A 16,992-nucleotide genomic window follows, 5' to 3' on the forward strand; every position below is an offset into this window, starting at 1 on the left:
AGATGTGCTACGACGGCGGGGAAAGCAAATGGAACTGAAAGGGTCAATTGGGCCTCGCAGCCCTTGCAGAACTTTTCTATAAGGCTTGGGACATTTCAGGAGACCGCACCATGTCCAGCGAACTATCCCCGATCGACAAGGCGAAATACGCCTGTGCCGTGAAATCCGTAGACTTTGTGAAAGACGGGATGCGCGTTGGTCTGGGCACCGGATCGACCGCAGCCTGGATGGTAAAACGTCTGGGCGAACGCGTGCGCGACGAAGGGCTGAATATCGTGGCCGTTGCAACCTCGACCCGGACGGCGCAGCTGGCCGAAGAAGTAGGGATCAAAGTGTCCACTCTGAACGAGGTCGAATGGCTGGATCTGACCATCGACGGGGCCGATGAATTTGACCCGGACCTGAACCTTATCAAGGGTGGCGGCGGCGCACATCTGCAGGAAAAGGTGGTGGCCACTGCCAGCGAGCGGATGATCGTTATCGCAGACGCGGCCAAAGACGTGCCGCAGTTGGGGGCTTTCCCGCTGCCGGTCGAGGTTCTGAATTTCGGTTGGAAAACCACGCGCGGCCTGATCGAAGAGGCGCTGGAGGATCTGGATGTCGACGGGCGAGAGATCACCCTGCGCATGTCGGGCGACGAGCCTTTCATCACCGACGAAGGCAATCTGGTGCTGGACCTGCATCTGAAACGCATTGGTGATCCGCGTCGCATGGCGTTGATTCTCAATCAAATCCCCGGGGTCGTCGAGAACGGTCTCTTTATCGACATTTGTGACGTGGTTGTGATCGGCCATGAGGATGGAAAAGTCGAAGTCCGCGGCTTAGGTGGGCAGATCATGGAGGAAGGCACGGTCGATCTGGGCGCGCCGAACTTGTTCAAAGATATCTAAGCCGGGATTTGCGCTATGAGTTTTGATTTCGATCTGTTTGTCATCGGTGGGGGCTCTGGCGGCGTCCGTGCGGCCCGTTTGGCCTCGAGCGAGGCCGGGGCCAAAGTGGGTCTGGCAGAAGAATACCGGATGGGCGGGACCTGCGTGATCCGCGGCTGTGTGCCAAAGAAACTGATGGTCTTTGCATCCGGCTATCCGGGACAGATCGAAGACGCGCAAGCCTACGGCTGGGACGCCTCTGTTGGCGCGTTCAACTGGCCCAAGTTCAAAGAACAACTGCATGCAGAACTGGACCGGCTAGAGAACATCTATCGCACCAACCTTGAAAAAGCCGGTGTGCAGATTTTTGATGCCCGCGCGACCATTGTCGACCCACACACGGTCAAGCTGTCCAGCGGAGTGACCTTCTCGGCGAAGCACATTCTGGTGGCAACAGGCGGTCAGCCATTTATCCCCGATTTCACGGGGTCCGAGCTGGCTGTGACCTCGAACGAAATGTTCCTGCAGGACGAATTGCCCAAGCGCCTTCTGATCGTCGGCGGTGGCTTTATCGCCTGTGAATTCGCCTGCATTATGAATGGCTTGGGTGTTGAGGTGACGCAATACTATCGCGGCGCGCAAATCCTGCGTGGCTTCGATGGTGAGGCGCGCGGACATATTGCCGATCAGATGATCAAAGACGGCGTGAACCTGCATCTGGGCACGAACGTTATGTCGATGGAACAGACCGACGAGGGCATCAAGGTGAAGTCCACCGATGGCCGCGACATGTACTTTGACAAGGTCATGTATGCCACGGGCCGGGTGCCAAACACCAAAGGTCTGGGGCTGGAAGAGCTTGGGCTAGAGCTGGGTCGCAAGGGCGAGGTTCTGGTGGACGAGTATTCCCAGACCAAGATCCCGTCGATCTATGCCGTTGGCGACGTGACCGACCGGATCAACCTGACGCCCGTCGCCATCCGCGAGGGCGCGGCTTTTGTTGAAACCGTCTTTAAGGGCAACCCGACCAAGCCTGACCACGAGCTTGTGGCAAGTGCGGTGTTCACACAGCCAGAGCTTGGCACCGTCGGCCTTTCAGAGGAAGATGCAACGGCGCAGGAACCGATCGAAGTGTATGCCACGGCTTTCCGCCCAATGCAGACGCTCTTTGCTGGACGCGAAGATCGCGTGCTGATGAAGCTGATCGTCAGTCAGGCGACACGCAAGGTTCTTGGGTGCCATATCGTGGCGCCTGATGCCGGTGAAATGATCCAATTGGCGGCTGTTGCCATCAAGATGGGCGCGACGAAAGAGGACTTCGACCGCACTGTGGCCGTTCACCCGGTCATGGCGGAAGAGCTGGTTACATTGAAGAACCCTGTGCGGACTGCTTGATTTCGGGCAGGATGTGACCAACTTACAAGTAACGAATTGCGACACGAAGGGGGAAGACACCTAGATGTCTGGAAATAATGGCGGACCTTGGGGCGGTGGCTCCAATAACAATGGGGGCGGCGGCAACCGCGGCGGAGGCCGTGGGCCGGGCAATGAAGGCCCGCAGATCCCTGAAATTGATGACCTGATGAAAAAGGGTCAGGAACAACTGCGCGTCCTGATGGGCGGCCGCGGCGGCAACAGCAATCGCCCGCCCGCGGATGGCGGCGGTGGCTTCTCGCGCGGGACCTTCCTTGTGGGCGGTCTTGTGGCGATTGGCCTGTGGCTTGGTGCCTCTGTCTATACGGTAAAGCCAGAAGAACAGTCGGTAGAGCTGTTCCTTGGTGAGTATATGCAGACCGGCCAGCCCGGTCTGAACTTCGCGCCTTGGCCTGTTGTGACCGTGGCAGAAATTCTGCCGGTCACCCGCGAACAGACCGAAGACATCGGTGTTGGTCGTTCGGGTGGCGATGCAGGCCTGATGCTGACCGGTGACGAGAACATCGTCGACATCGACTTCCAGGTGGTCTGGAACATCAACGATGCTGCGAAGTTCCTGTTCAACCTGCGCGAACCGCAGCCCACCATCGCGGCTGTGTCTGAATCGGCCATGCGTGAGATTATCGCGCAATCGGAACTGTCGCCGATCCTGAACCGGGATCGTGGCCCGATTGCAGACCGTCTGAAGGATTTGATCCAACTGACGCTCGACAGCTACGATTCTGGCGTGAACATCGTTCGTGTAAACTTCGACAAGGCCGACCCGCCGACCGAAGTTATTGCCGCCTTCCTTGATGTTCAGGCAGCTGAACAGGAACGCGACCAGACCCAGAAGCAAGCTGATGCCTATGCCAACCGCGTTCTTGCGGGGGCTCGTGGTGAAGCCGCGCAGATTCTGGAAGAAGCGGAAGCCTATCGCGCCCAAGTCGTGAACGAGGCCGAAGGTGAAGCCAGCCGTTTCTCGGCCGTTCTGACCGAATACAAGAAGGCGCCGGAAGTGACCCGGAAGCGTCTGTATCTTGAAACGATGGAACAGGTTCTGGGTGAAACCAACATGATCATCCTCGAAGACACAGGGCAGGGGCAGGGCGTCGTGCCATATCTGCCGCTGAACGAGCTTCGTAAGCCAGCCACCAACACGGGAGGGAACTAAGCCATGAAACGTGCAAGCCTTCTACTCCCTATTCTGGTCGTTATCGGTGCGCTTGGGATGTCGTCGATCTTTATCGTGGACGAGCGTGAAAAGGCGCTGGTTCTTCGATTTGGTCGTGTCGTGGACACCAAGGCGGAACCCGGTCTGGCATTCAAAGTGCCGTTCATCGATCAGGTGGCCCGCTATGACTCGCGTATTCTAAGCCGCGATCTGGACCCGATCGAAGTGACACCGCTGGACGACCGTCGTCTGGTTGTTGACGCCTTCGCCCGGTACCGGATCGTTGACGTCAACAAGTTCCGGGAAGCAACCGGTGCTGCGGGCGATCAGGCGATTGCCGTTGCAGGCCGCCGTCTGGACTCGATCCTGCGTGCTGAAACCCGGGAAATTCTGGGTTCGGTTTCGTCGAACGACATCCTGAGCTCGGACCGGGCAGCGTTGATGCTGCGTATCCGAAACGGTGCGATCCAAGAAGCGACGTCCCTTGGCCTTGAGGTTGTCGACGTTCGCCTGAAACGCACCGACCTGCCGCGCGCCAACCTTGATGCGACCTTCGGCCGGATGCGGGCCGAACGTGAGCGGGAAGCTACCGATGAACGCGCCCGTGGTCAGGAAGCCGCGCAGCGTATCCGCGCGCAAGCCGACCGGACCGTGGTCGAGCTTGTCTCGGATGCGAACCGTGAATCCGAGATCATCCGAGGTGAGGCTGATGCCGAGCGGAACGCGATCTTCGCAGAGGCTTTTGGCGCGGATGAAGAGTTCTTCGAATTCTACCGTTCGCTGACCGCCTACCAGCGTTCGATCAAAGGCGACAACTCGACCCTGGTCCTGAGCCCGGATAGCGAGTTCTTCAACTACCTGCGCTCGGACACGGGCCGGTAAAATGTCGACCATCCTGCTTGCCGTAGGATTGGTTCTCGTTGTCGAGGGGCTGGTGTTCGCACTGGCCCCTTCGCGTCTGGACGAGGTGTTAGAGATGTTGCGCAATATGCCCTCTGATACCCGTCGCATGTTGGGGCTATCGGCCTTGGCAGCTGGGGTTCTTCTGATCTGGATCGCCCGTTTGATTGGCGGATAGGTCGGATCTAACGGCCGTTTCACGCCTATGTGACGAAACTTACGCATTTTCCTGCTCGCCAAACCTTTGCGTTTCGCCAAACGCTGCCTAACTTGTGTGCAAAGCCGCGCGAACTGTGCGCTGGCTCAACGAAGACAAGGAGGCAAAGACGTGAAAGCACAATCGCTTGCTTTGACAGAAACCCAAACCATCAACCCGGTTCGTGCACTGGGGGTACTAATCCTTGGGGTGGCGCTTCTTTTGGCGCAGACCCTGATGGCCCACGCACGAGGTGCGCCTGACAGTTTCGCTGATCTGGCAGAGAGCGTCAGCCCGGCCGTAGTTAATATTACGACCTCAACCAGCGTGTCGGCTTCGACCGCCCCTGGACCGCAGGTGCCCGAAGGGTCCCCGTTTGAGGATTTCTTCCGTGACCTGCTACCGGACGGCAATGGGGATGGCGAACGTCGCCAACGGCGCCAAAGCGCGCTTGGGTCTGGTTTCGTGATCTCGGAAGACGGGTTCATCGTGACCAATAACCACGTGATTGAGAAATCCGACGAAATCCTGATCGAGTTCTTCAATGGTGAAGAGCTGGAGGCCGAAGTCATCGGCACCGATCCAAAAACGGATATCGCGCTTCTGAAGGTCGAAAGCGACGAGCCGCTTCCCTTTGTGCCCTTCGGCGACAGTGACATCGTGCGCGTCGGCGATTGGGTTATGGCCGTGGGCAACCCGCTTGGCCAAGGCTTCTCGGTCTCGGCGGGTATCGTATCGGCGCGCAACCGGGCGCTTTCGGGCACCTATGACGACTACATCCAGACCGACGCCGCGATTAACCGTGGTAACTCGGGCGGCCCGCTTTTCAACATGAGCGGTGAGGTTGTCGGCGTAAACACCGCGATCCTGTCTCCAAATGGCGGATCGATCGGGATCGGCTTTGCGATGTCCTCTTCGGTCGTCACCAAGGTGGTGGCGCAGCTGAAGGACTTTGGCGAAACCCGCCGCGGCTGGCTGGGTGTGCGCATCCAGGACGTCAGCAGCGATGTGGCCGAGGCCATCGGTCTGGAAGAAGCCCGTGGCGCGCTGGTCACCGATGTACCTGAAGGTCCGGCAGCCGAAGCGGGTGTCGCATCCGGTGACGTGATCCTGTCGTTCGATGGCAATGACATCGAAGACACGCGGGACCTTGTGCGCCGCGTTGGCGACTCGACCGTTGGCGCCTCTGTGCGCATGGTGGTGTTCCGCGATGGCAAGACCCAGACGTTGAAAGTTGTGCTGGGCCGTCGTGAGACCGCCGAGAACGCAGTACCTGCTGTTGCCACAGCCGAAGCAGAGCCTGAAGTTGCAGAGGTTATGGGCCTGTCCCTGTCCTCGATCACAAGCGAACTGCGGGAAGAGCTTGAGCTGGGCGAGAACGCCAGCGGCCTTGTGGTCGTTGACGTCGACGCTGACAGCGAAGCCTACGAGAAAGGCCTGCGCGCGGGCGATCTGATCACCGAAGCCGGCCAGCAGAAGGTCGCGGATGTGGCTGCGTTCCGCGAACGGATTGAGGCGGCGAAAGAGGGCGGGCGCAAGTCGATCCTTCTTCTGGTCCGCCGCGCCGGAGAGCCGCGTTTCGTGGCCTTGTCTTTGGACAGCGAATAAGTCCGCAAACAAAGAGGGGCGCAATTTGTGCGCCCCTTATTCCCAGGTTGGCTGTACCTCTGCAGCTACGATTTGAAACAAAACGTGGTTTGGAGGCGATCCGCTTGGATGCGGCTCTAGTCGCCATCCGTCTTGTATGAGTAATTCCGTCATGTTGAACGTGTCGTTCCAAGAATTGCTGGCAAGAAAGTAACAGGCTTTCGACTGCACGACCATCTTCGACAGGGCTCTCTGCAGCCCGGGCAGGCCTTTCTGAAAAGCGTAGTCTTCGACAATTGTTTGGGCATATGGGCTCTTCAGGCCAACGATATCAAACAAGACCTGATCGGTTGCGAAAGAAACAAATCCCACATCGTGAAGCATCAGCGTGTCTTCGGCATGCAAATTCTCGTCAATCCAGCGAGCGGTTGCCGCGAGAGAAACAGCCTTTGTCCGAACCTCTTGCAGCGCTCTGGGCCAGGTAAAGGTTGCGAGCACAAGATTGATCGCGATCGCTGCCCAAAGGAAGACTGATCCAACCTTCTGCAAGCGCGGGGTGGAAAGTGCGACGGTTAGATTGAAAAGACCCATCGGGATCACGAAGTAAAGGTAGCGAAAGTAATTTTGATCTGCGATCTCAGAGTATGCACCAAGTATCAGGCATGAAGTGATCACGCCAAAACCCGTAGCGATCAAGGTGGTCCTTCCACAAATCATACCTAAAGCTAAAAGGGGAATGGCGGCCCCGTCCATGGCTAGCCCAGATATTATCTGTATCCCCCTATGCATGATTAGGGCTTGGTCAAATGGATAAAGGCCGAAGAAATGGGCTTTGGCGGAACCGGTCGAGGGCAGAGCTGAGCCAGACAGAATTACCTGCAGGCTGAGCAAGAAGCTGGCCAGTAAAATGAAGATAATTTGGATTAGCTTCCTATTTTGGGCATCGTGTTTGAGATCACCCCATAGGCAAATCATCACTACAAGAGAAAGAAGGCCTAATTCTGGTCTGATGAATGGAAGTGCGGCTGCCAGAGCAGCCAGACTTACAGGGCGCGTCCCGATGTGAAGCAGCACGAGTGCCCATAAGGTTGTGGCCATCATCAAGCCCGTTTCCAAACCATTGAGGTGCACTCTGAAAAGGTCGCCTGTAGTCACCGACACAACAACCAATAAGGTCGTCGTCAAGCTGCTAAGTTGAAGGTGTAAACACAGGTGTAAAACGCCCAACATCAGCACCAAAACCGATGCCCAAGCTGAAACCCAAAGGGCTAACTCCGGCGAAAGGACAACTGAAAGGGCCGTGACGGCGAGGGTATGGATAAGGCTGGTTGAACCCAATAACGGTCGTGCGTCCGGGAAGTTTTTGTCGCCGTGTAGCAGAGCATCTGAGTTGTTCAGAACGATATAGGCATCATCCAAACGGAAGGCGGGACCACCCAAAAGCAAGAGGTGGGCCGAAGCAAACAAAGCTACTGCAACTACGACGTATAACTTTGAGAAATTGTTTTCTTTTGAAAAGCACGAAAGCATTGGTGTTAAGGTTAGGGGCTGTCGCAGAAGTGATAAACACAATTCTGATGCCTATGGCATTTTGGGTGCTCTAGAACTATCTAGGGGCGAGGAAACAAAGCAGCGAATTAAAAAATGGCGAAGATCACTTACATCGAGCACAACGGCACCGAGCACACCGTTGACGTGGCCAGCGGACTGACGGTCATGGAAGGCGCGCGGGACAACAACATTCCCGGCATCGAGGCCGATTGCGGCGGCGCTTGCGCATGTTCGACCTGCCACGCCTATATCGACGCGGATTGGTTCCGCAAGCTGCCCGGCGTAGAGGCGATGGAAGAGGACATGCTGGACTTTGCATGGAACCCTGAACCCGGTAAATCGCGCCTGACCTGCCAAATCAAGGTTACGGACGATCTGGACGGTTTGGTCGTTCGTCTGCCCGAAAAGCAGATTTGATGAAAAAGGCGCGGCGTCAACGATCTTCACTTTGGCGGCCGCGCACCCGCCGCGCATTGCAACGTTTGTGCGTGTGGTTGGCGGCCTGCGCCCTAGCTCCTGCGAGCATGGCCGAGACAACCGCACCGTCGCAGCATTGCTTTCAAAGCAAGGCGTCCCAAGGCTGTTCCCTTGATCCGGTGACAGACGCCACAGGTGTTCTATTGCCCGGGTTTCATGCCTTTTTTGATGCCCCAACCAATCGTTATGGCCATGCCGTCTTGGGCGATACGCCAGAATGGGGTCGGTTGACCTTCGTCCGCCAAGGAAGTCCGGAACATGGGCCCTATTTACAGGCGGAAATCACGCTTCCACAGTCTCGGGTGTTTGAGGACATCCGTCCGCGGCTGGCCGATCTGGATGGGGATGGAACTCCTGAAATCGTTGTCGTTGAAAGCGACATGCAGAGGGGCGCGCAACTCGCTGTCTATTCAGTGGCAGATGACAAGCTCGTCAAGACGACGTCCACCCCGTTCATAGGGCAGCGTAACCGATGGCTGGCCCCGATCGGCATCGCTGACTTGGATGGCGATGGGCAAATCGAGCTTGCCTATATCGACCGCCCCCATCTGGCAAAGCGTTTGCGGATCTGGCGCATTAAGCGCGGTGAGCTTTCGCATGTTGCTGACATGGATGGGCTAACCAACCACCGTATCGGCGACCCGTTCATCACGGGTGGTATCCGTGATTGCGGAGAGGGCCCCGAATTGGTCACGGTCGATGGCAATTGGCAGCGGGTCATGGTCACGCGACTGACAATGACAGCATTGCGCGCGCGGCCTGTTGGCGCGTTTTCCGGACAGAACTCTGTCGAGGCCGCATTGGACTGCCGCTGATCCGTCGCGGCACGCGCTAAAATCTGGTAAGATCACCCCATAGATTGGGGGTTCCATGGAGTATCTGTATCTTACCGAAGACGCCGATGGCGTGTCCTATTTCAAGGATAAAGCATTTCAGTTGTCGCTTGCGGATTTCGCGCCACCGGCACCCGCGATATATCTGTCTGACCCGATCAAGGCAGAGCGTTTTGTACTCGTGACGCTTCCTGCGGGGTGGGGCGGTGCCAAGCATCCTTCGCCGCGCCGACAAATCGCCTTCTGCCTTTCCGGTTCGTTAGAGGTCAAAGCCGGGGATGGTGATGTCCGGCAGATTACATCCGGTGGTATCTGGCACATGGAAGACGTGAACGGGTCTGGTCACACGACCCATGTCGTGGGGTCCGAGAACGTCAACTTGGCGATCGTCCAATTGGACTAGTCTAAAACGCAAAACGGCGGGCTATGCCCGCCGCCTTAAGTCGATCAGATCTGTCGCCATTTACAGCGCGCGCCAACCGATGTCTTTGCGATAGAACCCCTCGGGCCAGTCAATGGCCTCTGCCATTGCATAGGCTCGGTCGCGGGCGTCCTGCAGGCTGTCGCCTCGGGCGGTGACGTTCAGGACGCGCCCACCATTCGCGGTCACTTTGCCATCAACTTCCTTGGTGCCAGCGTGGAAAACCATGTTCATGCTGTCCTCTGGCAAAGCCTCTAGCCCACCAATGACAGAGCCCTTCTCGTAGCTGCCGGGATAGCCGTTCGCCGCCATCACGACGGTCATTGCGTGGTCATCGGCCCATTCGACCTTGGCCTGATCCAACTCGCCACGGGCGCAGTACAGCAACAGGTCCAGAACCTGAGCACCCAGACGCATCATCAGCACCTGACATTCCGGGTCGCCGAACCGGACGTTGTATTCCACCAGTCGCGGTTGGCCGTCTTTGATCATGAAACCCGCGTATAGAACGCCTTGGTAGGGTGTGCCGCGTTTGGCCATCTCGTCCACGGTCGGTTTGACGATCTCGTCCATCGCCTTTTGGGCCACGTCATCGGTCATCACCGGGGCGGGGGAATAGGCGCCCATACCGCCGGTGTTCGGGCCGGTGTCGCCGTCGCCCACGCGTTTGTGGTCCTGCGCGGTCCCGACCGGAAGCACGTTCTTCCCATCGGAGAGAATGAAGTAAGACGCCTCTTCGCCTTCCATGAACTCTTCAATGACAACCTCGGCGCCAGCACCGCCAAAGGCGCCGCTGAACATGTCGTCGATCGCGTCCAAGGCGGTCTGTTCGTCCATCGCTACGATCACGCCTTTGCCCGCAGCCAGACCGTCGGCCTTTACTACGATCGGCGCGCCTTGTTCGCGGATATAGGTCTTGGCGGCCTCGGCCTCGGTGAAATGGGCGTAACCGGCGGTCGGTGCGCCGCAGGCGTCGCAGATTTCCTTGGTAAAGCTTTTCGAGGCTTCCAGCTTGGCGGCGGCTTCTGACGGACCAAAGCACAGGATGCCCGCGTCGCGCAGACGGTCAGCCACACCCGTGGCCAAGGGGGCTTCGGGGCCGATCACGACGAAATCGATGGCGTTTTCTTCGGCAAAGGTTACCACCGCGCCGCCGTCTTCGATGTTCAAGGCTGCGCATTCCGCGATCTCGGCCATGCCGGCATTGCCCGGCGCCGCGATCAACCGATCACACTTGGGGTTCTGCTTGATCGCCCAAGCCAAAGAGTGCTCGCGCCCACCGCTGCCAAGAATAAGAATGTTCATCTGCCGCCTCTGCTTTCCCTTTGATCGCGTGCGTTCTAAGCTGCCGCAAAGCACAACACAAGAAGCAGCCCATGTCCGACCTGATCGAAGACGCCGCCCCCGGTCAAAACGCCCCGGAATTCACGGTTTCCGAAATCTCGGGAGCTGTGAAAAAGACCATTGAGAACGCCTTTGGCCGAATTCGGGTGCGCGGAGAAGTTGGCCGCGTGTTCAAGGCGCGTTCTGGCCACCTGTATTATGACGTCAAGGACGACAATAACGTGTTGGCCTGCACCACGTGGAAAGGTCAGGCTGCGCGCTTGTCTGTGGTGCCCGAAGAAGGTCTGGAGGTCATCGTCACCGGTAAGCTGACCGCCTTTGGCGCCCAGTCCAAATACAACATGAACGTGGACGAGGTCGAAGTCGCTGGCGAAGGCGCGTTGATGGCGATGCTTGAGAAGCGCAAGAAAGCGTTGGCGGCAGAGGGCCTTTTCGCGCCAGAACGCAAGCAACCCTTGCCGTATCTGCCAGAGATCATCGGGGTCATAACCTCGCCCTCTGGTGCGGTGATCCGCGACATCCTGCACCGGTTGCGGGACAGGTTCCCGCGAAAGGTTCTGATTTGGCCCGTGGCCGTTCAGGGGGCGGCTTGCGCGCCCGAAGTGGCCCGCGCGATTGAAGGCTTCAACCGCTTGACCCCCGGCGGGGCCTTGCCGCGACCCGATCTGTTGATCGTGGCACGGGGTGGCGGTTCGATCGAAGACCTTTGGGGCTTTAACGAGGAAATCGTGGTTCGTGCTGCGGCAGCCTCGCAAATCCCGCTGATCTCGGCCGTCGGGCACGAGACCGACACAACCCTGATCGACTTTGCCTCGGATCAACGTGCGCCAACGCCCACGGCGGCGGCAGAGCTGGCGGTGCCGGTGCGGTTGGAATTGCTGGCGTGGGTAGAGCAACAAGGGGCTCGGCTGTCGCAGGGTACGACCCGCGGGCTTGGCCAGCGCTCACAACGATTGGCGGACCTGTCCCGTGCCCTGCCTCACCCGCAAACCCTGACGCAGACCGCGCGTCAACGGTTGGACCTTTGGGGTGAACGGCTTGATCCGGCGTTGATCTCGGCCACCCGCGCGAAACGGTTGGCCCTGTCAGAAGCGGCCGCCAGCTTACGTCCCTCGGCGTTGCGCCGCACGATCCAAACGGCCAAAGATCGCCTGGACGACCGCGCTTCGCGCCTGCAGCCTGAAACACTGGCGCGTGAGAATACCCGACGCAAACAGGCGCTGGATCAATTGTCGGCACGTCTGGTCCAATCAGGCGAAACCCGCAACCGCCGCCTGCGCGACAGGTTGGAAGGGTTGGAGCGTATGCGTCAAACCCTTGGCTATACCGAGACCTTGCGCCGTGGTTATGCGGTTGTGCGGTCGGGTGATGCGGTTTTGACCAGCAAATCCGAGGCCGAAAAAGCGGGGTCTTTGGAAATCGAGTTTCAGGACGGTCGCATGGCGATTGGTGGCGCCCCTCGCAAAAAGAAGGCCGCAACGCCCCCGCCAGAACAGGGCAGTCTGCTATAGTTCCCCAAGTGCCCAATATTGCGGCTGACTTGGCAATTCTGCGCAAAGCCTAAGCAGAGTTGGGACCGATGCCTTCTATCTGGGGCTTGAGCCTTCAAATTGATCTCTGTGGCTTCGTATTGACGGCTGAACGCCGAACGGACTCGCAATGCCCAAGAAAATCTCAATTGTTGTCGTAGAGAAGGATCGCGACCGCGCTCTTCTGATCGTCGACAGCCTGCACGAAGCCGGTGACTTCGATATTTTCGTGATTTCAGAAGAGACCGGACTTGCCCGGCGTATTCAGGAACGCAATCCCGATATCGTTCTGATCGACGTGACCAGCCCAAGCCGGGACATGCTGGAAGAATTGGCGCTGGCCTCTGGTCCGCTAGAGCGGCCTGTGGCGATGTTCGTGGACAAAAGCGACAACAGCCTGACCAAAGCCGCGATCGAGGCCGGGGTGTCGGCCTATGTCGTGGACGGCTTGCGGTCGGATCGCATTCGCCCCGTTCTGGATGCCGCCATCGCGCGCTTTCACATGTTCCAGCAGATTCGCGCCGAACTGGATGCGACGCGCCGAGCCTTGGAAGAGCGTAAAGTGATCGACCGCGCCAAGGGGCTGTTGATGAAGGCGCGCGGGCTGGACGAAGACGCGGCCTATGCCTTGCTGCGAAAGACGGCGATGGATCAGGGCCGCAAGGTTGTGGATGTGGCCGAGGCCTTGGTAACTGCCGCGGGGTTGCTGTCATGACAGTCCAACTGACTGCTGGGTTCATCCCGCTTCTCGACGTGGCACCGCTGGTGATCGCCCGCGAGATCGGGTTCGCCGAAGAAGAAGGGCTGGACCTGCAACTTCAAAGAGCGCCAAGCTGGTCGACCCTGCGCGACATGCTTGCGCTTGGTCAGATCGAGGTGGCGCATATGTTGTCGCCGGTCCCCGTTGCCTCGGCGCTTGGTCTTGGCGGGTCGGCAGCTCAGTTGGATGCGCTTTCCGTTCTTTCCGTGAACGGCAACGTCATCGGCGTTTCACGCGATCTGGCGAAACGTATGAAAGACGCTGGGTTTGGGTTTGACTTTGCGGATGCGTTTGCAGCCGGTAAGGCCCTGATCGCGGCCTCTGGAGACAAGCCTCGGATCGGGGTGCCATTCCCGTTCTCGATGCATGCTGAGTTGCTGTATCATTGGCTGGGTGCGCTTGGCGTGAAGGCCCCGCAAGATTTGCAGGTCAAAACCGTGCCGCCGCCGCTTATGGCGCAAGCCATGGCCGCCGGTGAGATCGACGCTTTCTGTGTGGGCGAACCCTGGGGCTCTATCGCTGTAGAAAACGGGGTCGGAGAGCTTTTGCTTCCAGGCTCTGCCATTTGGTCCTTTGCGCCTGAAAAGGTGCTGGCCGTCCGGCATGAGTGGGCCACGAAAGAGCCTGACCTTTGTCGCCGCTTGATGCGCGCGACTTGGCGTGCAGGGCGCTGGCTGTCCAACATAGAGAACCGGATGATGGCGTCTGAAATTCTGGCGCGGCCCGAATATGTCGATGTCGAAGCGGGTATTCTAGAGCGTGCGCTGTCTGGTCGTCTGGTGATCTCTCCAAGCGGGGATATTCGCCGCCAGGCAGAATACGTGCGCTTCTTTGCGGGGGCGGCGACCTTTCCGTGGCGGTCGCAGGCGGCCTTTATCGGCAGCAGGCTGGCGGCGCGTACAGGGTTGGACCGCGCGCAGGCGATGGACGCCGCCCGAATGGTGTTCCGGGCCGATTTGTATCGCCGGAACCTTGCCGACGTCGGGGCAGAGATGCCCGGAGCGTCTGAAAAGCTGGAGGGGGCGATCGCCCATCCGACGGCTGTGTCGTCGGTTTCGGGAAAGCTAATCCTTGCCCCTGATTCCTTCTTTGACGGCTCAATTTTTGACCCCTCTGCAATAAGCTGATCAAAAAACAGGCAAAGCTGACGCTGCATTGCGGCGAGGTGCGTCGGTCATGTAAAATTATTTGAAAAGCAGACCGTGCACCTGCAGCATGACGGTGTCTCAGGGGCAAAGACGTTCCTGATCAAAGTTTCACCCCAACGATGTGGGTAACCCGGAGCAAAGCCGCTCGACTCTTCGTTTCCTCGCGAAGTTAGTCAGCGGCTTTTTCTGTTTTTGCCCCGGTGGGGGCCAACCAAGGGAACTGAACATGAAACGCATTGCAACGCTTTTGGCAGCCACAACCTGCTTGGCCGGCCCGGCATTTGCTGAACTTCTGGACGTCGAAAAAGACGAACTGAAATTCGGCTTCATCAAACTGACCGACATGGCGCCGCTGGCTGTGGCTTATGAAAAAGGTTACTTCGAAGACGAAGGCCTGTACGTGACCCTTGAAGCGCAAGCCAACTGGAAGGTTCTTCTGGACGGCGTGATCGACGGTCAGCTGGACGGCGCGCACATGCTGGCGGGTCAGCCTCTGGCAGCAACCATCGGCTTCGGGACCGAGGCGCACATCATCACCCCGTTCTCGATGGACCTGAACGGCAACGGCATCACCGTTTCCAACGAAATCTGGGAGCAGATGAAACCCCATGTTCCGCTGATGGATGACGGCCGCCCGCAGCACCCGATCTCGGCTGCCTCGCTGAAGCCGGTCGTTGAAGCCTATAAGGACGAAGGCAAGCCCTTCAACATGGGCATGGTCTTCCCCGTTTCGACCCACAACTATGAACTGCGCTATTGGCTGGCCGCGGGCGGGTTGGAGCCGGGTTTCTACTCGCCTGAAAACATCACCGGTCAAATCGGCGCTGACGTTCTGCTGTCTGTGACCCCACCGCCGCAGATGCCCGCCACCATGGAAGCCGGCACCATCTACGGCTACTGCGTAGGTGAGCCATGGAACCAGCAGGCCGTGTTCAAAGGCATCGGTGTTCCGGTCATCACCGACTATGAATTGTGGAAGAACAACCCCGAGAAAGTCTTCGGCCTGTCCGCCGCGTTCCAGGAAGAGAACCCGAATACCACCATTGCGATCACCAAGGCGCTGATCCGCGCAGCGATGTGGCTGGACGAAAACGACAACGCCAACCGACCTGAGGCCGTCGAAATCCTGAGCCGCTCGGAATATGTGGGCGCGGACTATGACGTTATCGCGAACTCGATGACCGGCACGTTCGAATACGAAAAAGGCGACAAGCGTGAGGTTCCCGACTTCAACGTGTTCTTCCGCTACAACGCGACCTACCCCTACTACTCGGATGCGATCTGGTACCTGACCCAGATGCGCCGTTGGGGCCAAATCGCCGAGTACAAGCCCGATAGCTGGTACGACGAAGTGGCCAAATCGGTCTACAAGCCGGAAATCTATCTGGAAGCTGCGAAAAGCCTGATCGACGACGGCTATGCCTCTGAAGAGATGTTTGACTTCGCCACTGACGGCTACAAGGCGCCGACCCCAGCCGAGGACATTATCGACGGCATCGCCTACGACGGCCGCACCCCGAATGCTTATCTGGAAAGCCTGCCGATCGGCCTGAAAGGCGAACAGAAAGTCATTGGCAACGAAGTCCAAGGCTAACCCCAATCGGTTGCCCCTGATGGGCGCGGGTTCTCTTCCTCCCTCGTGTGAGAACCCAACGCCCCCCGGGGGCAACCTGATCTCTCTCCTCTGAGGACAAAAAAGATGACCGCTATTGATCCCGATGCGCTGAGTGCCGCGCAGGACAAAGAAGCCCGCAAAGCCCGCCTGTTCACCCGTATCAACAAGGCCGACGCCTGGTTTCAGGTTCTTGGCCTAAGCTGGGTAACGCCCGTTCTGAAAGCCGCCGCTGGCGACAACCCCCGCGCCCAGATGAAAGAGATCTGGCGCTTGCTGGCGGTTCCTTTGATCGCGATTGCGGCCTTCCTGATGCTGTGGAGCTTCCTTGCGCCGAAAGTCGTTACCTCTCTGGGCGCGATCCCCGGCCCGGCGCAGGTCTGGGAACAGGTCGAAAACCTGCACGCCGATGCGCAACGTGAGAAAGAGAAGGAAGCGGCCTTTTATGAACGCCAAGAGGTGCGGAACGCCAAGCTGATCGCTGACGGCAAGCCCGAGAAGGTCAAAGAGCGTGCTTATACCGGCAAGCCGACCTACTACGCTCAGATTTGGACCTCGATCCAGACCGTGTTCTTCGGGTTCCTGCTGGCCACCATCGTTGCGGTTCCAACCGGTATTTTGGCGGGCCTGTCGCGGACCGCGAATGCCGCCATCAACCCGCTGGTTCAAATCTTTAAACCGGTCTCGCCGCTGGCGTGGCTGCCGATTGTAACGATGATCGTCTCGGCCACTGTCGCGACCGAGGGCGCGCTGTTCAGCAAATCCTTCCTGATCTCGGCCATCACCGTGACGCTGTGCTCGCTTTGGCCCACGCTGATCAACACCGCGCTAGGTGTATCCTCGATCGACAAAGATCTGGTGTCGGTGTCGAAGGTTCTGAAAATGAACACCTGGACCAAGATCACCAAGCTGGTCTTGCCCTCGGCCCTGCCGCTGATCTTCACCGGTCTGCGTCTAAGCTTGGGCGTTGGCTGGATGGTTCTGATCGCGGCGGAAATGCTGGCGCAGAACCCGGGTCTGGGCAAGTTCGTCTGGGATGAGTTCCAGAACGGATCAAGCCAGTCGCTGGCCAAGATCATGGTTGCAGTCTTCACCATCGGGATCATCGGCTTCATGCTGGACCGCCTGATGTACGCGTTGCAGTCCCTGTTCACCTTCACGAATGACCGGTGATCGAC

16 protein-coding genes are annotated in these 16,992 nt (G+C 58.5%); 14 read left to right on the forward strand and 2 right to left on the reverse strand.

Annotated elements, in window-relative coordinates; genetic code table 11:
* Positions 1-110: 110 nt before the first annotated feature.
* From rpiA to CLM58_RS05525, 6 genes are all read left to right on the forward strand, one after another.
* Positions 111-890, forward strand: a complete 780-nt coding sequence (gene rpiA / locus CLM58_RS05500) for a ribose-5-phosphate isomerase RpiA (protein ID WP_095594935.1) — start codon at positions 111-113, stop codon at positions 888-890.
* 15 nt (positions 891-905) lie between these two features.
* Positions 906-2,264 carry a glutathione-disulfide reductase gene (gene gor / locus CLM58_RS05505; RefSeq protein WP_095594936.1) on the forward strand — a complete coding sequence of 453 codons (1,359 nt, stop codon included), beginning with the start codon at positions 906-908 and terminating at the stop codon, positions 2,262-2,264.
* A gap of 64 nt (positions 2,265-2,328) precedes the next feature.
* Positions 2,329-3,456: an FtsH protease activity modulator HflK gene (gene hflK, locus CLM58_RS05510; protein ID WP_095594937.1), complete on the forward strand. Its 1,128-nt coding sequence runs from the start codon at positions 2,329-2,331 to the stop codon at positions 3,454-3,456.
* A 3-nt stretch (positions 3,457-3,459) separates the two neighbouring features.
* The gene (hflC, locus tag CLM58_RS05515) at positions 3,460-4,338 is read left to right on the forward strand and encodes a protease modulator HflC (protein ID WP_095594938.1); all 879 of its coding nucleotides are present in this window, start codon (positions 3,460-3,462) and stop codon (positions 4,336-4,338) included.
* Between the two features lies 1 nt (position 4,339).
* Positions 4,340-4,534 (forward strand): DUF2065 domain-containing protein, encoded by a 195-nt coding sequence (locus tag CLM58_RS05520; RefSeq protein WP_095594939.1) that lies wholly within the window; start codon positions 4,340-4,342, stop codon positions 4,532-4,534.
* A 150-nt stretch (positions 4,535-4,684) separates the two neighbouring features.
* Entirely contained in the window at positions 4,685-6,160 is a 1,476-nt protein-coding gene (locus CLM58_RS05525) for a Do family serine endopeptidase (protein ID WP_229666157.1), read from the forward strand.
* Positions 6,161-6,196: 36 nt separating this feature from the next.
* Here CLM58_RS05525 and CLM58_RS05530 read toward each other — a convergent pair whose 3' ends face one another.
* On the reverse strand, positions 6,197-7,669 hold the full coding sequence (locus tag CLM58_RS05530) for a hypothetical protein (protein ID WP_095594940.1): 1,473 nt from the start codon (positions 7,667-7,669) through the stop codon (positions 6,197-6,199).
* Positions 7,670-7,783: 114 nt separating this feature from the next.
* Between CLM58_RS05530 and CLM58_RS05535 the strand changes: the two genes are divergently transcribed.
* From CLM58_RS05535 to CLM58_RS05545, 3 genes are all read left to right on the forward strand, one after another.
* Positions 7,784-8,107: a 2Fe-2S iron-sulfur cluster-binding protein gene (locus CLM58_RS05535; protein ID WP_095594941.1), complete on the forward strand. Its 324-nt coding sequence runs from the start codon at positions 7,784-7,786 to the stop codon at positions 8,105-8,107.
* Between the two features lie 107 nt (positions 8,108-8,214).
* Positions 8,215-8,982 carry an FG-GAP repeat domain-containing protein gene (locus CLM58_RS05540; RefSeq protein ID WP_229666156.1) on the forward strand — a complete coding sequence of 256 codons (768 nt, stop codon included), beginning with the start codon at positions 8,215-8,217 and terminating at the stop codon, positions 8,980-8,982.
* Between the two features lie 55 nt (positions 8,983-9,037).
* Positions 9,038-9,403 carry a cupin domain-containing protein gene (locus CLM58_RS05545; RefSeq protein WP_095594942.1) on the forward strand — a complete coding sequence of 122 codons (366 nt, stop codon included), beginning with the start codon at positions 9,038-9,040 and terminating at the stop codon, positions 9,401-9,403.
* 60 nt (positions 9,404-9,463) lie between these two features.
* On the opposite strand, the gene purD is transcribed toward CLM58_RS05545, so the two are convergent.
* Positions 9,464-10,726: a phosphoribosylamine--glycine ligase gene (gene purD / locus CLM58_RS05550; protein WP_095594943.1), complete on the reverse strand. Its 1,263-nt coding sequence runs from the start codon at positions 10,724-10,726 to the stop codon at positions 9,464-9,466.
* A gap of 71 nt (positions 10,727-10,797) precedes the next feature.
* Here purD and xseA point away from each other — a divergent pair, with 71 nt between their 5' ends.
* The 5 genes from xseA (at position 10,798) to CLM58_RS05575 (ending at position 16,987) form a co-directional block, all read left to right on the forward strand.
* Positions 10,798-12,276 (forward strand): exodeoxyribonuclease VII large subunit, encoded by a 1,479-nt coding sequence (gene xseA / locus CLM58_RS05555; RefSeq protein WP_095594944.1) that lies wholly within the window; start codon positions 10,798-10,800, stop codon positions 12,274-12,276.
* 148 nt (positions 12,277-12,424) lie between these two features.
* The gene (locus tag CLM58_RS05560; protein ID WP_095594945.1) at positions 12,425-13,009 is read left to right on the forward strand and encodes an ANTAR domain-containing response regulator; all 585 of its coding nucleotides are present in this window, start codon (positions 12,425-12,427) and stop codon (positions 13,007-13,009) included.
* On the forward strand, positions 13,006-14,181 hold the full coding sequence (locus CLM58_RS05565; RefSeq protein WP_095594946.1) for a CmpA/NrtA family ABC transporter substrate-binding protein: 1,176 nt from the start codon (positions 13,006-13,008) through the stop codon (positions 14,179-14,181). The genes CLM58_RS05560 and CLM58_RS05565 overlap by 4 nt, the downstream gene beginning before the upstream one ends.
* Before the next feature lie 247 nt (positions 14,182-14,428).
* Positions 14,429-15,796, forward strand: coding sequence for a CmpA/NrtA family ABC transporter substrate-binding protein (locus tag CLM58_RS05570; RefSeq protein ID WP_095594947.1), 1,368 nt, complete (start codon positions 14,429-14,431; stop codon positions 15,794-15,796).
* A gap of 105 nt (positions 15,797-15,901) precedes the next feature.
* Positions 15,902-16,987, forward strand: a complete 1,086-nt coding sequence (locus CLM58_RS05575; RefSeq protein ID WP_095594948.1) for an ABC transporter permease — start codon at positions 15,902-15,904, stop codon at positions 16,985-16,987.
* Positions 16,988-16,992: the final 5 nt, after the last annotated feature.

Origin of the sequence: Actibacterium pelagium (assembly GCF_002285415.1) — a bacterium.
Lineage (GTDB): Bacteria > Pseudomonadota > Alphaproteobacteria > Rhodobacterales > Rhodobacteraceae > Actibacterium_B > Actibacterium_B pelagium.